This window comes from Primorskyibacter flagellatus, assembly GCF_014638275.1.
Taxonomy (GTDB): domain Bacteria; phylum Pseudomonadota; class Alphaproteobacteria; order Rhodobacterales; family Rhodobacteraceae; genus Pseudooceanicola; species Pseudooceanicola flagellatus_A.
The window spans coordinates 2151708-2169213 of record NZ_BMFJ01000001.1; the positions used below are offsets into that span (position 1 = coordinate 2151708).

General features: G+C 67.2%; 14 protein-coding genes and 1 pseudogene. 9 read left to right on the forward strand and 6 right to left on the reverse strand.

What is annotated here, in order from left to right; genetic code table 11:
- Nucleotides 1–100 precede the first annotated feature (100 nt).
- Both IEV87_RS10670 and IEV87_RS10675 read left to right on the forward strand, forming a co-directional pair.
- Complete coding sequence (locus IEV87_RS10670; protein WP_188477666.1) at nucleotides 101–2536, forward strand: hypothetical protein; 2436 nt, start codon at nucleotides 101–103, stop codon at nucleotides 2534–2536.
- A gap of 132 nt (nucleotides 2537–2668) precedes the next feature.
- Entirely contained in the window at nucleotides 2669–3532 is an 864-nt protein-coding gene (locus IEV87_RS10675; protein WP_188477667.1) for an NAD-dependent epimerase/dehydratase family protein, read from the forward strand.
- Nucleotides 3533–3623: 91 nt separating this feature from the next.
- Here IEV87_RS10675 and IEV87_RS10680 read toward each other — a convergent pair whose 3' ends face one another.
- Entirely contained in the window at nucleotides 3624–4412 is a 789-nt protein-coding gene (locus IEV87_RS10680) for a crotonase/enoyl-CoA hydratase family protein (RefSeq protein WP_188477668.1), read from the reverse strand.
- 150 nt (nucleotides 4413–4562) lie between these two features.
- Between IEV87_RS10680 and IEV87_RS10685 the strand changes: the two genes are divergently transcribed.
- Complete coding sequence (locus IEV87_RS10685; RefSeq protein WP_188477669.1) at nucleotides 4563–5684, forward strand: pyridoxal phosphate-dependent aminotransferase; 1122 nt, start codon at nucleotides 4563–4565, stop codon at nucleotides 5682–5684.
- 315 nt (nucleotides 5685–5999) lie between these two features.
- The gene (locus IEV87_RS10690; protein ID WP_188478465.1) at nucleotides 6000–6170 is read left to right on the forward strand and encodes a hypothetical protein; all 171 of its coding nucleotides are present in this window, start codon (nucleotides 6000–6002) and stop codon (nucleotides 6168–6170) included.
- Here IEV87_RS10690 and IEV87_RS10695 read toward each other — a convergent pair.
- Nucleotides 6167–7366, reverse strand: coding sequence for a pyridoxal-phosphate-dependent aminotransferase family protein (locus tag IEV87_RS10695; RefSeq protein WP_188477670.1), 1200 nt, complete (start codon nucleotides 7364–7366; stop codon nucleotides 6167–6169). The two genes, IEV87_RS10690 and IEV87_RS10695, sit on opposite strands and share 4 nt — an antisense overlap.
- A gap of 209 nt (nucleotides 7367–7575) precedes the next feature.
- Between IEV87_RS10695 and IEV87_RS10700 the strand changes: the two genes are divergently transcribed.
- Both IEV87_RS10700 and IEV87_RS10705 read left to right on the forward strand, forming a co-directional pair.
- Nucleotides 7576–8277 (forward strand): tyrosine-protein phosphatase, encoded by a 702-nt coding sequence (locus IEV87_RS10700; protein ID WP_229737529.1) that lies wholly within the window; start codon nucleotides 7576–7578, stop codon nucleotides 8275–8277.
- On the forward strand, nucleotides 8274–10169 hold the full coding sequence (locus IEV87_RS10705; protein WP_188477671.1) for an ABC transporter ATP-binding protein: 1896 nt from the start codon (nucleotides 8274–8276) through the stop codon (nucleotides 10167–10169). The genes IEV87_RS10700 and IEV87_RS10705 overlap by 4 nt, the downstream gene beginning before the upstream one ends.
- Before the next feature lie 235 nt (nucleotides 10170–10404).
- Here IEV87_RS10705 and IEV87_RS22975 read toward each other — a convergent pair.
- A pseudogene (locus IEV87_RS22975) lies at nucleotides 10405–10710 on the reverse strand (glycosyltransferase); the annotation flags it as partial.
- 64 nt (nucleotides 10711–10774) lie between these two features.
- Between IEV87_RS22975 and ygfZ the strand changes: the two are divergent.
- Entirely contained in the window at nucleotides 10775–11533 is a 759-nt protein-coding gene (ygfZ, locus tag IEV87_RS10715) for a CAF17-like 4Fe-4S cluster assembly/insertion protein YgfZ (RefSeq protein ID WP_188477672.1), read from the forward strand.
- Nucleotides 11534–11926: 393 nt separating this feature from the next.
- On the opposite strand, the gene efp is transcribed toward ygfZ, so the two are convergent.
- On the reverse strand, nucleotides 11927–12490 hold the full coding sequence (efp, locus tag IEV87_RS10720; protein WP_188477673.1) for an elongation factor P: 564 nt from the start codon (nucleotides 12488–12490) through the stop codon (nucleotides 11927–11929).
- Nucleotides 12491–12703: 213 nt separating this feature from the next.
- On the opposite strand from efp, the gene IEV87_RS10725 reads away from it, so the two are divergent.
- Nucleotides 12704–13024, forward strand: a complete 321-nt coding sequence (locus IEV87_RS10725) for a DUF6280 family protein (RefSeq protein WP_188477674.1) — start codon at nucleotides 12704–12706, stop codon at nucleotides 13022–13024.
- A gap of 100 nt (nucleotides 13025–13124) precedes the next feature.
- Nucleotides 13125–14582 carry a cobyric acid synthase gene (locus IEV87_RS10730; protein ID WP_188478409.1) on the forward strand — a complete coding sequence of 486 codons (1458 nt, stop codon included), beginning with the start codon at nucleotides 13125–13127 and terminating at the stop codon, nucleotides 14580–14582.
- A 24-nt stretch (nucleotides 14583–14606) separates the two neighbouring features.
- Here the strand turns inward: IEV87_RS10730 and IEV87_RS10735 are convergent, their stop codons facing one another.
- A complete protein-coding gene (locus IEV87_RS10735; RefSeq protein WP_188478466.1) occupies nucleotides 14607–16007 on the reverse strand; it encodes a hypothetical protein in 1401 nt (466 codons plus the stop codon).
- A 73-nt stretch (nucleotides 16008–16080) separates the two neighbouring features.
- Complete coding sequence (locus IEV87_RS10740; RefSeq protein WP_188477675.1) at nucleotides 16081–17493, reverse strand: TolC family outer membrane protein; 1413 nt, start codon at nucleotides 17491–17493, stop codon at nucleotides 16081–16083.
- Between the last annotated feature and the right edge of the window lie 13 nt (nucleotides 17494–17506).

Consider the following 17506-nt stretch of genomic DNA (forward strand, 5'->3'; position numbering starts at 1 on the left):
CCTTAGATTCGAACCTGTTGGGTCGCATGGTCTGGTCGCAAGAGGTGGCAAATACGAGCAGTCCCACCCAAGTGGCGCATGACAAGAAGCGAGTATCAACGTGGCTGAGTCAAACAAAATCCTGACCGTGTCCTACGGGACCTTCTCCTGCACGCTGGAGGGGTTCGATGACGCCTTCACCACCATGAAGGCGATTGCGGAATACTTCCGCGATCTCGCTGCGGACGACCGCTACTTCGGTGCCGAACCGCCGACCCCCGATCCCGAACTGCTGGCCCAGCTTGCCAGCCGCGCCGCCGCCCGCCGGGTCGAGGCACGCCGGAGCGACGACGGGATCGTGCTGCGCCAGGACAAGACCGCCCTGCCGGTCGAGGACGCCGTGACGGATGAAGCCGCGCCGGCGGCCGATGCGCCCGTTGCGGAAGCTCCGGTCGCAGCCGCGCCCGTTTCCGAACCCGTCGCCGAGACCCCCGCGCCCGAAGCCGTGACCTCTCCTGCCCCCGCGCCGGAAGAGATCAGCGCGCCTGTCGCCACTGATGAAGATACCGAGGCTGATGCCTTCGAGGATGTCGTGGAAGAAGAGGTTGCGCCGGTCGAAGCCGTTGCGGACGAAACCGTTTCCGCGCCCGAGACAGAGGCATCCGCCACGCCGAAGGGCCTTGCCCGCCCCGCGCGCCATGTGGTGGTGACCGCACCGCGCACCGCCCCTGCCCGCCCGCGTGTCCGTGTGACCGCAACAACCCAGCCGGCCCGCCCCGCTGCGCCGCGCCCGGCGCCGCATCCGGATGCCAATTCTGTCGCAGCCAAGCTGCAGCGGATCCGCGACGTGGTCTCCCGCGATCAGGCGGCGATGACGGCTGCCGGGTTCAGCGAAGATCAGCACGCCGACGACACCGGTGCCCGCGCCTATGCCGAGGAATTCGAAACCGAAGCCGACATGATCGAACCGGCCGCCGCCCTGATGCCGGACGTGGCCGACGACGCGGGTTCCGAAGATGACGCCGACGTGGGGGAAGCCCCGGTCGTTGCCGAAGAACAGACGGAAGACGCCGACGACGCGGTAGAGATGGATTTCTCCTTCCTCGACGACGATGTCGCCGAAGAACTCGAACCCGAGGTCGCGGAAGAGTCCGACGACATCGACCTCAGCGCCGCAATGGCCATCGCCAACACCCCCGACGCCGATGAGGCGGAGGCGGAGGACATCGCCGACGCGGACGAGGCCGCCGCGCCCGAGGTGGCCGAAACCGCCCCTATGCCCCAGCCCCGCCCGGTGGCCCGTGTCGTCAAGGTCAAGCGCAGCGACTTCGAAGCTGCCGTCCGCGACGGCGTGATCGAGGCCGAGGATGAGGATCAGGACGAAACGTCCGCGGCCATTGCCGGGGTCGAATTCGGCGAAAGCTCCCTTAGCCCCGAGGATGAGGCGGAACTGCAGAGTGAACTGAAGGCCCTCGAAGCCGAGATCGCACGCGACTCCGCCGGACGCAGCTCCGATGTTGCGGACGTGGTGGCCGAGGACGAGGGTGACGAGGACACGGACTTCTGGGCCGAGGAGGACGATGTCCTGGCCGGTGACGCCTCCGACGACTTTGCGGATGACGCGGAAGAGGATGACGCGGACGAGGCATGGGCCGACGACTTCGCCGCAGACGAGGACGGCGAAGACGATTTCGACCGGGGAGAGGCGGAGTATGACGCCGAGGCCGCCGATGCAGAGTTCGACGATGTCGAGATGGACGACGAAGAGGACGACGCGCCCGCCGCGCCAGTGAATCCGCGCAGCCGCCTGCTGCGTCGCGCCGATGACGACATGGACCGCATCCTCGCCGAAACCAACAACCAGCTTGGCGACACTGACGGGACACGCCGCCGCAGCGCAATCGCGCATCTGCGCGCCGCCGTGGCCGCGACCAAGGCCGAAAAGCAGGCCGGGACCGATCTGGACGACGATGCGGACGAGGAAACCGACGCCTATCGCGACGACCTGGCGCAGGTCGTGCGCCCCCGCCGCCCGGTGGTGCGCAGCGAAGGTCAGGCCCGCCGGGCCGAGGATCGCCCCGCCCCGCTGAAACTGGTGGCGGAGCAGCGGGTCGACCGCGAAACCGTGACGGAGGGCCGCCCCGTGCGCCCGCGCCGGGTCCGTGTCTCCGACCTCGCCGCGAAGGCCGAGGCGCAGGAGAACGCTGTCGCCGCCCGCGACGACATGGACCACGAAGCAGAGGCGCACGCACGCGCCGCCGCCGCCCATGCCGCATCGTTCAACGAATTCGCTGACCGCGTCGGCGCGGTGGACCTGCCCGACATCCTCGAAGCGGCAGCATCCTACCTGGCCTTCGTGGAAGGGCGCGACCAGTTCACCCGCCCGCAGCTGATGTTCAAGGCACGGCAGGCACTGGACGAGGAATTCTCGCGTGAGGACGGGCTGCGCTACTTTGGCCGCCTGCTGCGCGAGGGCAAGCTGCGCAAGGTTGCGGCGGGGCATTTCGCGGTCTCTGACCGGATCAACTTCCGGCCCGAGGAACGCGCCGCCGGCTGACCGGGGCCGACCTTTCAGACATGGAAACAGCCGGTCTCAGCGCCGGCTGTTTCGCATTTCGGGGGGACAAAGCTTGCCAGCAGACACGCCGCCGGGCAATCTGAATCCACGAACAAACAGGGAACGATCGAGATGGGCAATATCGCCGTTCTGGGCGCCACCGGCGTCTACGCCCGCCACCTGATACCCCGCCTCGCGGAGGATGGGCATGTCGTCACCGCCCTCGTCCGGTCCGCCGATCGCGCGGCAACGGCGCGCGCGCTCGGGGCAGAGGTCCGCATCGCAGACATCTTCGATGCGGACAGCCTGACGCTCGGGCTGGCGGGAGCGGAGCTTTGCATCAACCTCGCAACCGCACTGCCCGGGCCATCGGGACGCGGCTCCTTCGCCGATAACGACCGGCTGCGGCGCGACGGGGTTCCGGTGCTGCTCATGGCGCTCGAACAGGCCGGGGTGCCGCGGCTGATCCAGCAGAGCATCGCGATGATCGCCTCCTCCGCCACCCCGACCGACGGCACGATCAGCCCGGACCCGCAGGGCGACGGGCCCGCCGCCAGCGCCTTTCGCGCAGCGCTTGAAATGGAGCGGGCGGTTCAGGCGAGCGCGACGGACTGGATGATCCTGCGCGGCGGGCTGTTCTACGGCCCCGGCACCGGGTTCGACGAAACGTGGTTCGCCCAGGCGGCGACGGGCAAGCTGACCCTGCCCGGCGACGGGTCGGAGATTGTCAGCCTGATCCACATCTCCGACATGGCTGCCGCGACCGCCCGCGCGGTGACCCGCTGGCACAGCCGCAGCACGATTGCGATCACCGACGACGCCCCGGTCAGCTGGCACGACCTTTTCACGCACATCGCCACGCTTGCCGGTGGCCCCACACCACAGGTCGGCGGGCCACCCCGCTTCCCGTCCTTCCCGGTCTCCAACGCCCGCGCGAGGGACCTGCTCGGCTGGAGGCCGCACTTTGCGAGCTACCGTAGCGGGCTGGCGCGCTGAAACCTCTTTGGCCTTGAAAATACTCCGAGGGATCTGAGCCCGAACGAGCTCAAAGGGGGCAAGGCCCCCGTATCGCCGCCGGCCACCCGTATCAGAAGACCGGCTTGCGCCCCGCCATGTTGGCAGCGACGATTTCCTTCTGATGCGCGCCGCCGATCAGCTTGGCCTGTTCGACCGATTCCGCCATCAGAACCTCCGCTTCGGAGGCACCGCTTTCCGCCTGCGCAATCAGCGACTTGGCGAGCCGGGTGGCCGAAGGCGACTTCTCCGCGATCAGCGTCACGATCTCCAGTGCGCGGGCGTGCGGATCATCGGCGATCTCGGTCACGAAACCCCAATCGAGCCCCTTCTCCGCCGCGACAGGTTCGGCCGTGTAGGTCATCAGCCGGATCACGTCCGACCGCATCAGCGTCGGCATAAGCACCATGCCCCCCATGTCGGGGACGAGGCCCCATTTGGCCTCCATCACCGCGAATTTCGTGCCCGGCGCGGCGATGCGCACATCCGCGCCAAGCGCCAACTGGAAGCCCGCGCCAAACGCGACACCCTGCACGGCGGCTATCACCGGGACCGGCACCTTGCGCCAGATCATCGCGACTTCCTGCATGAGGTTGGAGTCTCCGTGCGTGCGCTTCACGATCCGGTCGGTCTGGTCCCCGCCCGAGGCGTGCTTGCCGAAGCTCGCCACGTCGAGTCCGGCGCAGAAGGCGCGGCCCTCGCCCGACAACAGCACTGCGCGGATCTCGTCATTGCCGACCAGCGCCTCCCCGGCGGCGACGATGGCCTCGGCCATGTCGGGGTCGACCGCGTTCATCTTGTCGGCGCGGGTCAGGGTGACGTGGGCGACGTGGTCGCGGATTTCGGTGATAACTCGGGTCATGGCGGTCCTCCCTCGGCCGGTTCCGGGCGATCCTGCCCGCGCGCGCGGCGAAGCGCCAGCCCCCGGCACGCGGAACTGCGCTCTTGCCCCCTGCCCTGCCGCAGGGTTATCTGCACCACCCGCCCCGGCGGGCGAAGAGGAGGATCCGACATGCCGCCGCGCTACACCCGACTGGTCGACAGCCTGCCTGCCACCGTGCCCTTCGTCGGGCCCGAAACGATGGAGCGCGACCGCGGCGCGCCCTTCGACGCCCGGCTTGGCGCCAACGAGAACGTCTTCGGCCCCAGCCCGAAGGCGCTGGAGGCGATGCGCGCGGCGGATGCGGAGATCTGGAAATACGGGGATTCCACCAGCCACGACCTGCGCCACGCGCTCGCCGCGCATCACGGGGTTGCCGCCACGAACATCGTCGTGGGCGAGGGGATCGACGGGCTGCTTGGCTACCTCGTCCGGCTGGTGGTGGAGCCGGGCGACACCGTCGTCACCTCTGCCGGGGCCTATCCGACCTTCAACTACCATGTGGCAGGTTATGGCGGTGTGCTCACCTCCCTGCCCTTCCGCGACGACCGCGAGGATCTGCCAGCCCTGATCGCCCGCGCGACGGAAACGGGCGCGAAGCTGGTCTACCTCGCCAATCCCGACAATCCCATGGGCACCTGCTGGAGCGGCGCGGAGATCGCGGCGGCGCTGGACGGGCTGGGTCACGGCTGCCTGCTGGTGCTGGACGAGGCCTATGCGGAATTCGCGCCCGATGGTTGTGCTGTCGGGCTGCCGGTGGAGGATGAGCGGCTGATCCGGATGCGCACCTTCTCAAAGGCCTACGGCATGGCGGGGGCGCGGGTCGGATATGCCATCGGGGCGGAACCGCTGATCCGGTCGTTCGAGAAAATCCGCAACCATTTCGGCATGAACCGGTCGGCGCAGGCGGCAGCGCTCGCGGCGCTGGCGGATCAGGCGTATCTGGCGGATGTGGTCGCGCAGGTCATCGGCTCCCGCGCAGAGATCGCACGGATCGCCGGAGCATGTGGTCTGCCGGTGATCCCCTCGGCGACGAATTTCGTGACCGTGGACTGCGGCGGAAACGGCGATCTCGCGCGGGCGATGGTCGGAACCCTGGGTGCACGCGGGATATTCGTGCGCATGCCCTTCGTGGCGCCTCAGGACCGGTGCATCCGGGTCAGCTGCGGGACGGCGGCGGACATGGCAGCGCTAGAGGCGGCATTCGCCGGGGCGCTGGCCGAGGCACGGGACAAGGTCGGGGCGACGGTCTGAGCGGCGGAGGGGCCGCCCCCTCACCCTGCCCCTCTCCCCGCGGGGGGAGAGGGAATGGGCCTGTGGCGGGAGGTGCCTGTTCGTTCGGGGCGTCCTCCTGTGGTCAGTCCTGTCATCCTCGGGCCTGACCCAAGGATCTCATGCCGGGAAGATCCTCGGGTCAGGCCCGAGGGTGACAGTTGCGCCCGAGGATGACGGCGCGCCCGGGACGCGCCGGCAATGCCCCCGAAATCATGCTGCTGAAATAGATGATGACCTCGCAGCACACCGCGCTACACTGATCCGAGGGAGGATCCCGACAAGGACCGCTGCACCGTGAACGATCACCGCATGGCCTCCGCCCCGGACTATACCACCGCCGTCCTCTGGATGGCGCTTCTCAACCTGCTCTGGATGCTGGGTGTGGTCTGGGCGCTGTTCGGGCTGCCCGCCGTGATGGCGGCGGGCTACGTGCTGAACCTCGGGATCGACCGGCTGCGCCGCTAGGCCGCCGCGATCACCTTGGCCGCCGCACCAAGGGCTCCGGGACCGTGGTGAACGCCGATGGCCTGCATCCCGGCTTCAAGCGTGCCGAGCATGCCCAGGACCATATGCGCGTTCAGGTGGCCCATGTGGCCGATGCGGAAGAACCCCTCGCCGCGCGGGTCTTCCTTCGTCTCCATGCCAAGACCGATGCCAAGGGTTACACCCGCGTTGTTTGCGACCCACTGCCGCAGCGCCGACCCGTTGCGTTCGCCAAGGCCAAGCGCGGTGACGGCGTGGCTGCGCAAGGCGCGGTCGGCGACGTTGAGGCGCAGCGCCCCATTGTCAGAAGACCAGGCTTCGCAGGCAGCCCAGATGGCCTCTGCCAGTGTGACATGGCGTTTCCAGACCTGCTCCATCCCCTCGTCGTGCAGCAGGGTGAGCGAGGCACGCAGGCCGAAGAGGTGGTGGGTCGGCGCCGTGCCACCGAAGAACTGGTAAAAGAAATCCGGGTCGATACGCGGCGTCCAGTCCCAGTAGCGGGAGACGCGGGGCATGGCTTTGCGCACTTGCTCCGCGCGCGGACCGACGAAGACGAAGGACAGGCCCGGCGGGACCATCAGGCCTTTCTGCGATCCGGTGACGGCGATATCGACGCCCCAGGCGTCCATCTGGAATTCCTCGCATCCCATGGAGGCGATGCAGTCCGCCATCAGCAGCGCCGGGTGTCCGGCGGCATCCATGGCGGCGCGCAGCGGTCGCGGGTCGTTCAGCAACGACGTCGCGGTGTCGACATGACTGAACAGGACGGCCTTGTATTCGTGGGATGTGTCGGCCTTCAACGCCTCCTCCAGCCGGGTGGCGTCGATGCCGGTCTTGGTGCCGAAGTCGATCTTGTCGGCGGTGATGCCCAGCCCTTCGGCCATGTCGGCCCAGCCATGGCCGAACCGCCCGGTGACGCAGACCAGCACCTTGTCGCCGGGGCCGGCGATATTGGTCAGCGAGGCCTCCCACGCGCCGTGGCCGTTGGCGATGTAGATTGCCACTTTGCCGTCGGTGCGCGCGACCTTCTTGAGGTCCGGCACCATGCCCTGCACCATGGTCACGATATCGCCTTCGTAGATGTTCGGCGCGGGCTGGTGCATCGCCTGCAACACCGCGTCGGGCATGACGGAGGGACCGGGAATGGCAAGGTAGGGGCGGCCTGCGGCAAGGGACATCTGGCACCTGTGGAATTTTCAACCGCGCCAGTGTTAGCGAGGCTTTTCACAGGGTCAATCGCAGGGGGATGATATTTGGTGATGGTCAACCTAACGCAAACCGTGGGACCGGATTGCAGGCAGCGCAGGGCCCGCTTTGCTTGCCTGCGACGGCTCTGTCGCCTACATGGGCCCCTACATGGCAAAGACCGGGACGGACCGGGCAGGATATGGACGGCAACCGGGGACGCATGGGCCTGATTTCGCGGATACAGGACTGGGAACGGGGGCTGCGCGCCTCTCTCAACGTCGACCTGTCGACGCCGGAGAACCGGCGGCGCGCGGCAATCTATAACCTGTTCTTTGACCACGCGGTCCTGCGCATCCTCTGGACCAACTTCTTCGAGATCGCACCGGGGGTCTACCGGTCCAACCACCCGACCCATGCGCGGTTCGCAAAGATGAAAGCGCTTGGCATCCGCACCGTGCTGAACCTGCGCGGGGCCGGAGGGGCGGCGCATTACCTTGTGGAACAGGAAAGCTGCGCGGCACTGGGCCTTGGTCTGGTGGACGTGACCCTGCAGGCGCGTTCCGCTGCCCCGGCGGAGGATATCCTTTCGGTGATCGCCGCGTTCCGGACAATCGAGAAACCCTTCGTCATGCATTGCAAGTCCGGCGCGGACCGGGCCGGGTTCGCCAGCACGATCTACCTGATGGTGAACGAGGGGGAGCCGCTGGAGAAGGCCCGGCGGATGCTGTCGCCGCGCTACCTGCATTTCCGATTTACCAAGACGGGGATACTCGACCACATCCTCGACAGCTACGGCTTGGCCGAGGCACGCACCGGCATCGGGTTCGAGGACTGGGTGCGCACCGCCTATGATCCGGCCGTCCTTCAGGCGGAGTTCGACGCCGGGCGGCGCGCGACATGACCGGCCTTCCCGCACCGGTCAGCGACCATACCAAGGGCCTGCTGCGCTGGCTCTGGTCCGGTTATCTGCGGCGTCACGCGGGGCTGCTGGTGCTCGCCGTGCTGTTCATGGCGCTGGAAGGGTCGATGCTGGGCGCGCTCAGCTGGATGATGAAGCCGATGTTCGACGACGTCTTCATCAAGGGCAATACCGGCGCGCTCGGATGGGTCGCGGGCGCGTTCCTGGCGATCTTCCTTGGCCGGGCGGTGGCGTCGATTGCGCAGAAGGTGCTGCTTGCGCGGATCTCTCAGCGCAGTTCGGCGCGGATTCGGACCGACCTGCTGGCGCGTCTGATGACGCAGGACGGGGTGTTTCACCAGACGCATCCCCCTGGCTTCCTGATCCAGCGCGTGCAGGGCGACGTCTCGGCGATCAACGACGTCTGGAACGCGGTGCTGACCGGTGCGGGGCGGGACGCGGTGGCGCTGGTGATCCTCATGGGGGTCGCGGTGTCGGTGGACTGGGTCTGGACTTTGGTGGCGCTGGTCGGCGTGCCGCTGCTGGTGTTGCCGTCGGTCGTGGTACAGCGCTTCGTGCGCCGCCGCTCGCGCGAGGCGCGGGATCTGGGCGCACGGCTGGCGACGCGGCTGGACGAGGTGTTCCACGGAATCGTCCCCGTCAAGCTGAACCGCCTGGAACAGTACCAGTCCGACCGTTACGGCAAGCTCACTGACGATCTGGTCCGGGCCGAGGTGCGCGCAACCACCGGGACAGCCGCCATTCCCGGCATGATCGACGTGATGGCGGGCATCGGCTTTGTCGGCGTGCTGATTTTCGGCGGCGGAGAGATCGTTTCGGGCGAAAAGACCGTGGGGCAGTTCATGGCGTTCTTCACCGCCATCGGCTTCGCCTTCGAACCGCTGCGACGGCTTGGCACCGTCTCGGGCGTCTGGCAGGTCGCCGCGGCGGCGATGGAGCGGGTGCGGGAGCTGATGGAAGCGCAGCCGACGATCCTGTCCCCGGCCAACCCGGTGGCTCCGCCGGCGGGTGTGCCCGGCGCAACGCTGAGGAACGTGCGGCTCAGCTACGGGGATCAGGACGTGCTGCGCGGGCTGACGCTGGACGCGGAGGCCGGGAAGACGACAGCACTCGTCGGAGCCTCGGGCGCGGGCAAATCGACGGTGTTCAACCTGCTCGCCCGGCTGGTGGAGCCGCAGTCCGGCGCGGTGGAGATCGGCGGCATTCCGGTCGGGGCGATGTCTCTGGAGGGGCTGCGTGGTCTCATGTCGGTGGTGTCGCAGGATGCCGCGCTGTTCGACGAGAGCCTGCGCGAAAACATTCTGCTCGGCCGCACCGACGTGACGGAGGCACGGCTGAAAGAGGTGCTGGACGCTGCCCATGTCAGCGATTTCCTTGGCAAGCTGCCGCAGGGGCTCGACAGTCCGGTCGGTCCGCGCGGGTCGAACCTGTCGGGGGGGCAGCGGCAGCGGGTGGCCATCGCCCGCGCCCTTCTGCGCGACACGCCGATCCTGCTTCTGGACGAGGCGACTTCGGCCTTGGACGCAGAGTCCGAAAAGGTGGTTCAGGACGCGCTTGACCGGCTGTCGCACGGGCGCACGGTTATCGTGATTGCACACCGCCTGTCGACCGTGCGGGATGCGGACAAGATCGTGGTGATGGATGCGGGCCGCGTCGTCGACGAGGGCACGCACGAGGAGCTTCTCGACCGTGGCGGGTTGTACGCGCGGCTGCACGACCTCCAGTTCAGGAGCGACGGGATGACCGCCGATAGGCTTGCGCTAGAACGCTCGGGTCGGTCCCGGAAAGATACCGCAGCAGCAGGATCAGGTTCCGGCTCCCTCTCCGCAGCCAGCCTTCCTCGGCGTATCTGGCAAAGCTTGTTCGGGCGGTAGCCGGCAGCGCAGTCAGGCGTGGCAGGCGGCGGACAAGGGCGACGTCCTCCATAAGGGGGATGTCGGGCACGCCACCGGCGGTGTGCAGGTCCTCCGCGCGGATCAGCAGGCCTTGGTCGCCGTAGGGTAGCCCCAAGAGGCGCGACCGCAGGTTGGCCCACGCGGCAGTGATCGCCGGCCCCGCACCGGTTGCGTCATATGCCAGCCGGAAATGGGCCGGGGCGCCTGTGCGCAGGTGGTCGGCGACCGCCGCCGCCCATCCCGGATCGAGCTGGGTGTCGGCGTGAAGGATCAGCAGCCAGTCGGCCTTGGCCATGGCGCATCCCCGCCCGATCTGTCCCCCGCGCGACGGCGGGCCGGTCACGACCTCTGCCCCGATCGCGTCGGCGACTTCGGCTGTTGCGTCACTAGAGCCCCCGTCGCTGACGATCAGTTCGCGGATCAGCCCGGCGTCCAGCCCCTCCATCAGTGCGGCGGCACAGCCCGGCAGGCCGCGGGCGGCGTTCAGGGTCGGGATGACGACGGAAATAGGGGCGCGCATGGGTTTTGCCGGCGATCTGCGATGTTATATCTGGGACCATCACCCATGTGGGGAAAGGCGGATCATGACAAGTGAAAACACCGGCGGAAACGAAGCGCGCAGCGTGCTCCGGGTCGGCGGGGCGGATGCCCGCGACTTCCTGCAGAACCTTGTGACAAACGATGTCACCAAGCTGGACCACGGCCCGGTCTATGCCGCCCTGCTGACACCGCAGGGCAAGCTGGTCGCTGATTTCCTGATGGTCGCGGACGGCGACGCGATCCTGATCGACGTGGCCGAGATCTGGGGCGCGGCGCTGTTGCAGCGGCTGTCGATGTACCGGCTGCGGTCCAAGGTCACGGTGGAGATGACCGACCTGAAGGTGCGCCGCGGCACCGGCACACCGCCGGAAGGCGCGTTCATCGACCCGCGCAATCCTGCGCTTGGCTGGCGGCTCTACGGGCCGGATGGCGGCGATGACGGATCGGACTGGGATGCGATCCGTGTCGCGCAGGCGGTGCCGCTGTCCGGGGTGGAGCTGGGACCGGAGAGCTATATCCTCGAGATGGGGTTCGAGAGACTGAACGGCGTGGACTTCCGCAAGGGCTGCTATGTCGGTCAGGAGGTCACCGCCCGGATGAAACACAAGACGGAGTTGAAGAAGGGGCTGAAGATCGTACGGATCGACGGCAGCGCCCCGGTCGGGACGGAGGTCGAAGCAGGAGGTAAGCCGGCGGGCACCCTGTTTACGCAGGCGGGGGACACCGCGCTGGCATGGCTGCGGTTCGACCGGGTGGCGGCGGGCATGACGGCAGGGGATGCAGTGCTGACACCGCTCGGGTGAACGATAGGCGGACGGCGGGCTTTCCCCTGATTATCGCCACCCCGGGACGTGATCCGAGCGTCTCCGGAGATTGCACGCGGTTGGAGATCCTCGGATCTGGTCCGATGATAACGGTGTGTACTGTGGCAGCGCTGTCGCTTAAAATTCATGCAATCGCCCCGCAGCCGGTATCCCCGCACCCCGTCCGGTCGCGCATAGCGCCGGATTGGAGGGCAACGCACCCTCGGCTATGCTGCATTTCTCCGGGAATTACCTGACGTCAAAGCGCGTCACAAGCTATGCACCGGATGCAGAATCCACGAGCCCGGCGCTGCATGCCTGCGAAAAGCAGACGCCCCGTCGGACGGGACGGGGCGCGGGAATCAGCCGAGGGATCAGGTCCGCGCCACGCGATCAGGCGCGTTCGGAGTATTCCATGGTCTCGGTATTGACGATGATGTCCTCGTCACTGCCGACAAACGGCGGGACCATCACGCGAACGCCGTTGTCGAGCAGCGCGGGCTTGAAGCTGTTGGCGGCCGTCTGGCCCTTCACGACCGGCTCCGTCTCGACAATCTTGCAGGTGACCTTCTGCGGCAGGGTGGCGTTCAGGGCTTCGGACTCGTGGAACTCCACGTGGATGGTCATGCCGTCCTGCAGGAAGGGGCGGCGTTCGCCGAGAATATCCGCAGGCAATTCAACCTGATCGTAAGTTTCCGTGTCCATGAAGGTCAGAACGCCGTCGCTTTCATAGAGAAACTGCATGTCCTTCTGTTCCAGCCGAACCCGCTCAACCTTGTCCGCGGAACGGAACCGTTCGTTCAGCTTGGACCCGTTGCGGAGGTTCTTCATCTCGACCTGGGCAAAGGCGCCGCCCTTGCCCGGCTTGACGTGGTCCACCTTCACCGCGGCCCAGAGTCCGCCGTTATGCTCAAGCACGTTTCCGGGCCGGATTTCGTTACCGTTGATCTTGGGCATGCTGGTTTCCGCCTACTCGGGTTGATCGCAATCAGTGCGGTCCTATATCTGGCCTTCCCGTCCCTGACAAGGGATCGGGCGGCATCCGAAGGCCTTGCTAAGCCATGCAACATGCGCATAACAGGGTTGAGAAACTTGCTGACCCGAATCGCCACATTTTCGCCATAAACGGCGGCACGCCCGAACTGCAAGAGCAATAACAAAGGTCGACACATGAAAGATTTCGTTGATGGCACGGCATTCAACAACGAACAGGGCAACCGGTCCCGCAAGCTGTTCGCAGCTGTGGTTCTGGCTGCGCTGGATGATGCCATTGCCGATGACAAGAAATACGGCAACGGACCGGAGCAGATCGCTCGTTGGGCCCGTTCCCGTGATGGCCGCGAAGTGCTGAGCTGCGCCGGGATCGACCCGAACGAACGTGTCGTGACCGGGCTGATGGACTTCGTCTCGCGGGGTGTGCGCACCTCGGTCGCGCTGTCGCGCGAGGAAAGCGAACGCCGTCACGCTGCCGAACAGGCCGACGCCGCCTGATACAGGCGCACCGGCCCCGAAAAAAACGCGCCCTGTCGGGGCGCGTTTTTTTGTGCTTTGTCGCGGGGGTGAGCAGAGGGAACCTATGACGGCAAAAGTGATGGCACGGGCGATCATGATCCAGGGCACCGGGTCCAACGTCGGCAAGTCGATGCTGGTCGCGGGCCTGGCACGGGCCTTTGCCGACCGTGGTCTGCGGGTGCGTCCGTTCAAGCCCCAGAACATGTCCAACAACGCCGCCGTGACCGTGGACGGTGGCGAGATCGGGCGCGCACAGGCGCTGCAGGCCAGGGCGGCACGGGTGTCACCGGTCACGGACATGAACCCGGTCCTGCTGAAGCCCGAGACGGACACCGGCGCACAGGTGATCGTGCAGGGCCGCCGCCACGCGACAATGGTTGCGCGCGACTACGCGCGGGAAAAGCCGAAGCTGTTGGCGGCGGTGCTGGACAGTTTTCACCGGATCGCGGCAGAGGCGGATCTGGTGCTTATCGAAGGTGCGGGCAGCCCGGCCGAGATCAACCTGCGTGCCGGTGACATTGCCAACATGGGGTTCGCGGAGGCCACGGGGGTGCCAGTGATCCTTGTCGGGGACATCGACCGGGGCGGCGTGATCGCGCAGATCGTCGGTACCAAGGCGGTGCTCGACCCAAAAGATGCCGTGCGGATAAAGGGGTTTGCGGTCAACCGGTTCCGTGGCGATCCCAGCCTGTTCGATGCGGGGATGGAGGAGATCGCGCGGCGGACAGGATGGGCGACCATCGGGCTGGTCCCGTGGTTCGACAAGGCCTGGCGGCTTCCGGCTGAGGACGTGATGGACCTGCGCGGCGGTCGGAACCGGGGGGCATTCCGCATCGCCGTTCCGCGCTTGAACCGTATCGCGAATTTCGACGATCTGGACCCGCTGACCGCAGAACCGGGTGTGTCGGTGGATCTGATCGAGCCCGGCCGCCCCCTGCCCGGCGATGCGGACCTCGTGCTCATCCCCGGCTCCAAGGCGACGATTGCCGATCTGGAGCATTTCCGCGCGCACGGCTGGGACATCGACCTCGCGGCGCATGTCCGGCGGGGCGGGCATGTTCTGGGGCTCTGCGGCGGCTACCAGATGCTCGGGCGTTGGATCGACGACCCTGAGGGGATCGAAGGGCGGCCGGGGCGGCGTGCTGGTCTGGGGCTGCTCGACGTGGAAACGGTCATGAAGCCGGGCAAGCAGGTTCGGCTGACAGAGGCGTTGCATCCCGAGACCGGCCTGACGGTTTCCGGCTACGAGATCCATCTGGGGGAGACAACGGGCGCAGACTGCGACCGCTCCTGGCTGCGTATCGGGTCACGGGCGGAAGGTGCAGCCTCGGCCAACGGGCAGGTGCGGGGGTGCTACCTGCACGGGCTCTACGCCAGCGACGCGTTTCGCGCAGCCGATCTGGCCCGCATGGGCGGGGAAAGCGGATTGGGCTACGAGAGCGGGGTGGAGGAGACGCTGGACGCGCTGGCTGCCCACGTTGAGCGGCACCTCGATCTCGACCAGATCCTTGCACTGGCGGGGCCGGTCAGCACCTGACCGCCCTGCCCCGCCAGCACCGGATCAGAGGATTTCCTGCGAGGTCAGGGCGCGCTGAATTTCACGCCGGACCAGTTTGCGGACGTTGCGGGTGATGCGTTCGCCAAGGGCGCCCTGCAGTTCTTCCCGCACGATCTCGGCGACGAGGTCGCGCAGCATTTCCTCATCCAGGAGTGCCGGCTCTTCGGTCAGGGTCTGACGGTCCGCATCCATGGTGAGGTAGTCACTTTCGGTGCGCGCGCTTTCCCAGTCATCAGTTTCGGCCTGTGTCGGTGCAGCGGCGTCGTCGGCATCGTCCCGGTCGGTAGTCTCCGGTTCCCGCTGCTGCGCAGTTTCGGGTTCGGGGACGGAGCGCAGGTGCGGGCGAAAGGCCGGGGCAATGGCCGCCGCATGGAAGTCGGCTTTTCCGTCGGGCTCGACCTCCCACATCTCGTCGTCGGCATCGCTTTCCGCATAGGCTTCTGCGGCGACGTCGACTTCTGTCTGGCTGTCCTCCGGTGCAAGGACTTCGTCGTTCTCCCCCGCATCCTCCCAGGGGAGCGGATCGAAAGCGGGTTCGGGGGCGGCGTCTGTCGGCTCATCGGCCTCCGGCTCCCACTCTCCGCCATGGGTCGTGACGACGGCCTCGACCTCTGCGATACGCTGGCCGAGAGAGGCGACGCCGCTACGGCGCAGAAAGGTCGGGACAACGTCGGCCTCCATGCCCTCGGAGGCAGCGTCGTCGGGCTCGGGCTGGACAATTTCGGTATCGAGCGCATCGTCGAGGCCGGAGGCGATCAGATCGTCCTCCCCCGCCCCTTCCAGATCGGTTTCGGTCTGATCGGAGTGGTCGTGTTCGTCCGCATCCAGACCGGAGAGCGCCTTGCGGGCGATGTCGGCGTTGAGGTCGGTCACAAAATCGGAATCCTGGTCATCAACGTCAGTGACGGCGGGGCCTACCGTCTGGCCGAAGGAACCGTTGCGCAGTGCGGTTTCCAGCGTGCTGAGGGCCGAAGCGACGGCGGTCTCGGGTTCCTCCGCCGGGGGGGCGGCGGGCGCCGGGCGATCAACCGGCTTGATCCCGGCAGGCCGCTTGATTTCGCCCCCGCCGGAGCGGGTTCCGGCTGCACGCACGCGAGCCATCAAATCGAGAAGGTCGGCTTCCTCATGCGGTGGTTCGGCATGGACGAAACCTGCGACAGGTTCGTCCTCCGCCTGGTCTGCAGAGAGATCTTCAAAGTGCACGGGAGCGGCGTCCGGCGCATCGGCCACGGGCGCGACACGCAGGGACGGCGTGAGGATCAGGCGGTCCTCCGACGCGGCGGGGGTCGCATGGGGGTCACCACGGACACCGTCCCGCGTCTGCGCGCGGACTTCTTCGGACACGAGTTTGCGGATTGAGGACAGCACATCCTCGATCTGCACGTTGGTTACAGAATCTGACATCGCATTCCAGCCGAACTTGCCTCCGCGTCAGGGTAACGCGGAGGGCGGGTTTTCTCAATGGATGCGCGGAATTTTACTTGTTTTCCACCCGGCGCAGGACGCGGTCGAGCTTCTTGCCCTGAGCGCTCATCCCGGCCGGTGCATCCTTGACCATGTTGTAATAGCCCGCCGGGTCGTAAATTCTGACCTTGAGCCTCAGCTTCTGCGCGGTGAGTTCTCCCATCGCAGCCAGCAGGGTATAGCCTGCTGCCAATTCGTCAACCTGTGCCGCGATCAGGCTTGCGCGCGCGTCGAGCAGTTCCTGCTCCGCGTTCAGCACGTCGAGCGTGGTGCGGGCACCAAGAGTCGCCTCCTCCCGCACGCCGCGGAATGCCACCTGCGCCGCGTTCACCTGCTGCTGGCTGGCCTGAATGGAGGCCTGCGCGACCTGAAGGATCGCCAGTGCATTGCCGACATCCTGACGGATCTGATGGGATACGACGTGCAGGTTGGCCCGGCTGGCGTCACGGTTCTGCATCGCCTGCCGCTGGAGGGAGGAGAGCCGCCCGCCGGCGTAGATCGTCTGCTGTCCGGTCAGGCCGATGGAACCGCCCCGCGACCGGGCGGAGTTGCCGAGGTTCTCGCTCAGGCTCAGCCCGCCGGTGATCGACACCGTCGGATTCAGGGCCGCATCGGCAAGCCGCACACGCAGGTCGGATACGGTCGCCTCGCGCCGGGCCTGGTTCATCGCGGGATGCTGGCGCAGCGCCGTCTGGCTGGCCGCGTCTAGCGACCGGGGCAGTCCGCGCAGCCCGCCCGAGGCGGTCAGGCGGCCCGGCTTGTGACCAACTGCGGCCAGGTATTCCAGCTGCGCCTGTGCGAGATCGCCCTGGGCGGCGGCAAGGTTGGCGTTGGCGGCGGCCAGGCGGGCCTCTGCCAGCGAAACGTCGGTGCGGGTGACTTCACCAACCTCGAACCGGTCCTTGGCGGCGCGCAGTTCCTGGGTAATGACGCGGGTGTTGCTTTGACGCAGGGCGACGACCTCGGAGGTCTGGCGCACGGCGAGGAAGGCGCGGGCCGCACGCAGCAGCACCTGCTGTTCCAGCGCGGTCAGGCCTTCGCGGGTGGCGAGCACGGACTCCTTGGCGATCTCGACCCCGATCGCGCTCTGCCCGCCGTCATAAATCAGCATCTGGGCGGAGAGGTTGATCGAGGCGGAGGTGCTGGCGCTGCCGACAAGGGCAAAGCCCGAGGCCGCGTTCGCCGCGACCCCAAAGTCACGCGCGAGGTTGGCCGACCAGCTCACGATCGGGCGCAGCGCCGACAGGGCCTGCGCGACATTCTCGTCCGCCGCACGCAGCAGGGCCCGGTTCTGGTCGAGAAGGCCGGAATGTTCATAGGCGGCCGCCATCGCATCCGCCAGCGTCTCGGCCTTGGCGGCAAGCGGCGCCACGGCCAGGGCCATGACAAGCGCTGCCTGTCTCGCCATCCTGTTCAGTCTGCTCATTTTCCTGCCCTCG

Excerpts from the sequence above, each read along its gene's own strand:
- ygfZ (WP_188477672.1), top strand. The coding sequence starts at position 10,775 with ATGACAAGTGAAAACACCGGCGGAAACGAAGCGCGCAGCGTGCTCCGG.
- IEV87_RS10735 (WP_188478466.1), bottom strand. The coding sequence starts at position 16,007 with ATGTCAGATTCTGTAACCAACGTGCAGATCGAGGATGTGCTGTCCTCA.
- IEV87_RS10695 (WP_188477670.1), bottom strand. The coding sequence starts at position 7,366 with ATGTCCCTTGCCGCAGGCCGCCCCTACCTTGCCATTCCCGGTCCCTCC.
- IEV87_RS10730 (WP_188478409.1), top strand. The coding sequence starts at position 13,125 with ATGGCACGGGCGATCATGATCCAGGGCACCGGGTCCAACGTCGGCAAG.
- IEV87_RS10705 (WP_188477671.1), top strand. The coding sequence starts at position 8,274 with ATGACCGGCCTTCCCGCACCGGTCAGCGACCATACCAAGGGCCTGCTG.
- IEV87_RS10700 (WP_229737529.1), top strand. The coding sequence starts at position 7,576 with ATGGACGGCAACCGGGGACGCATGGGCCTGATTTCGCGGATACAGGAC.
- IEV87_RS10740 (WP_188477675.1), bottom strand. The coding sequence starts at position 17,493 with ATGAGCAGACTGAACAGGATGGCGAGACAGGCAGCGCTTGTCATGGCC.
- IEV87_RS10725 (WP_188477674.1), top strand. The coding sequence starts at position 12,704 with ATGAAAGATTTCGTTGATGGCACGGCATTCAACAACGAACAGGGCAAC.
- IEV87_RS10675 (WP_188477667.1), top strand. The coding sequence starts at position 2,669 with ATGGGCAATATCGCCGTTCTGGGCGCCACCGGCGTCTACGCCCGCCAC.
- efp (WP_188477673.1), bottom strand. The coding sequence starts at position 12,490 with ATGCCCAAGATCAACGGTAACGAAATCCGGCCCGGAAACGTGCTTGAG.
- IEV87_RS10680 (WP_188477668.1), bottom strand. The coding sequence starts at position 4,412 with ATGACCCGAGTTATCACCGAAATCCGCGACCACGTCGCCCACGTCACC.
- IEV87_RS10685 (WP_188477669.1), top strand. The coding sequence starts at position 4,563 with ATGCCGCCGCGCTACACCCGACTGGTCGACAGCCTGCCTGCCACCGTG.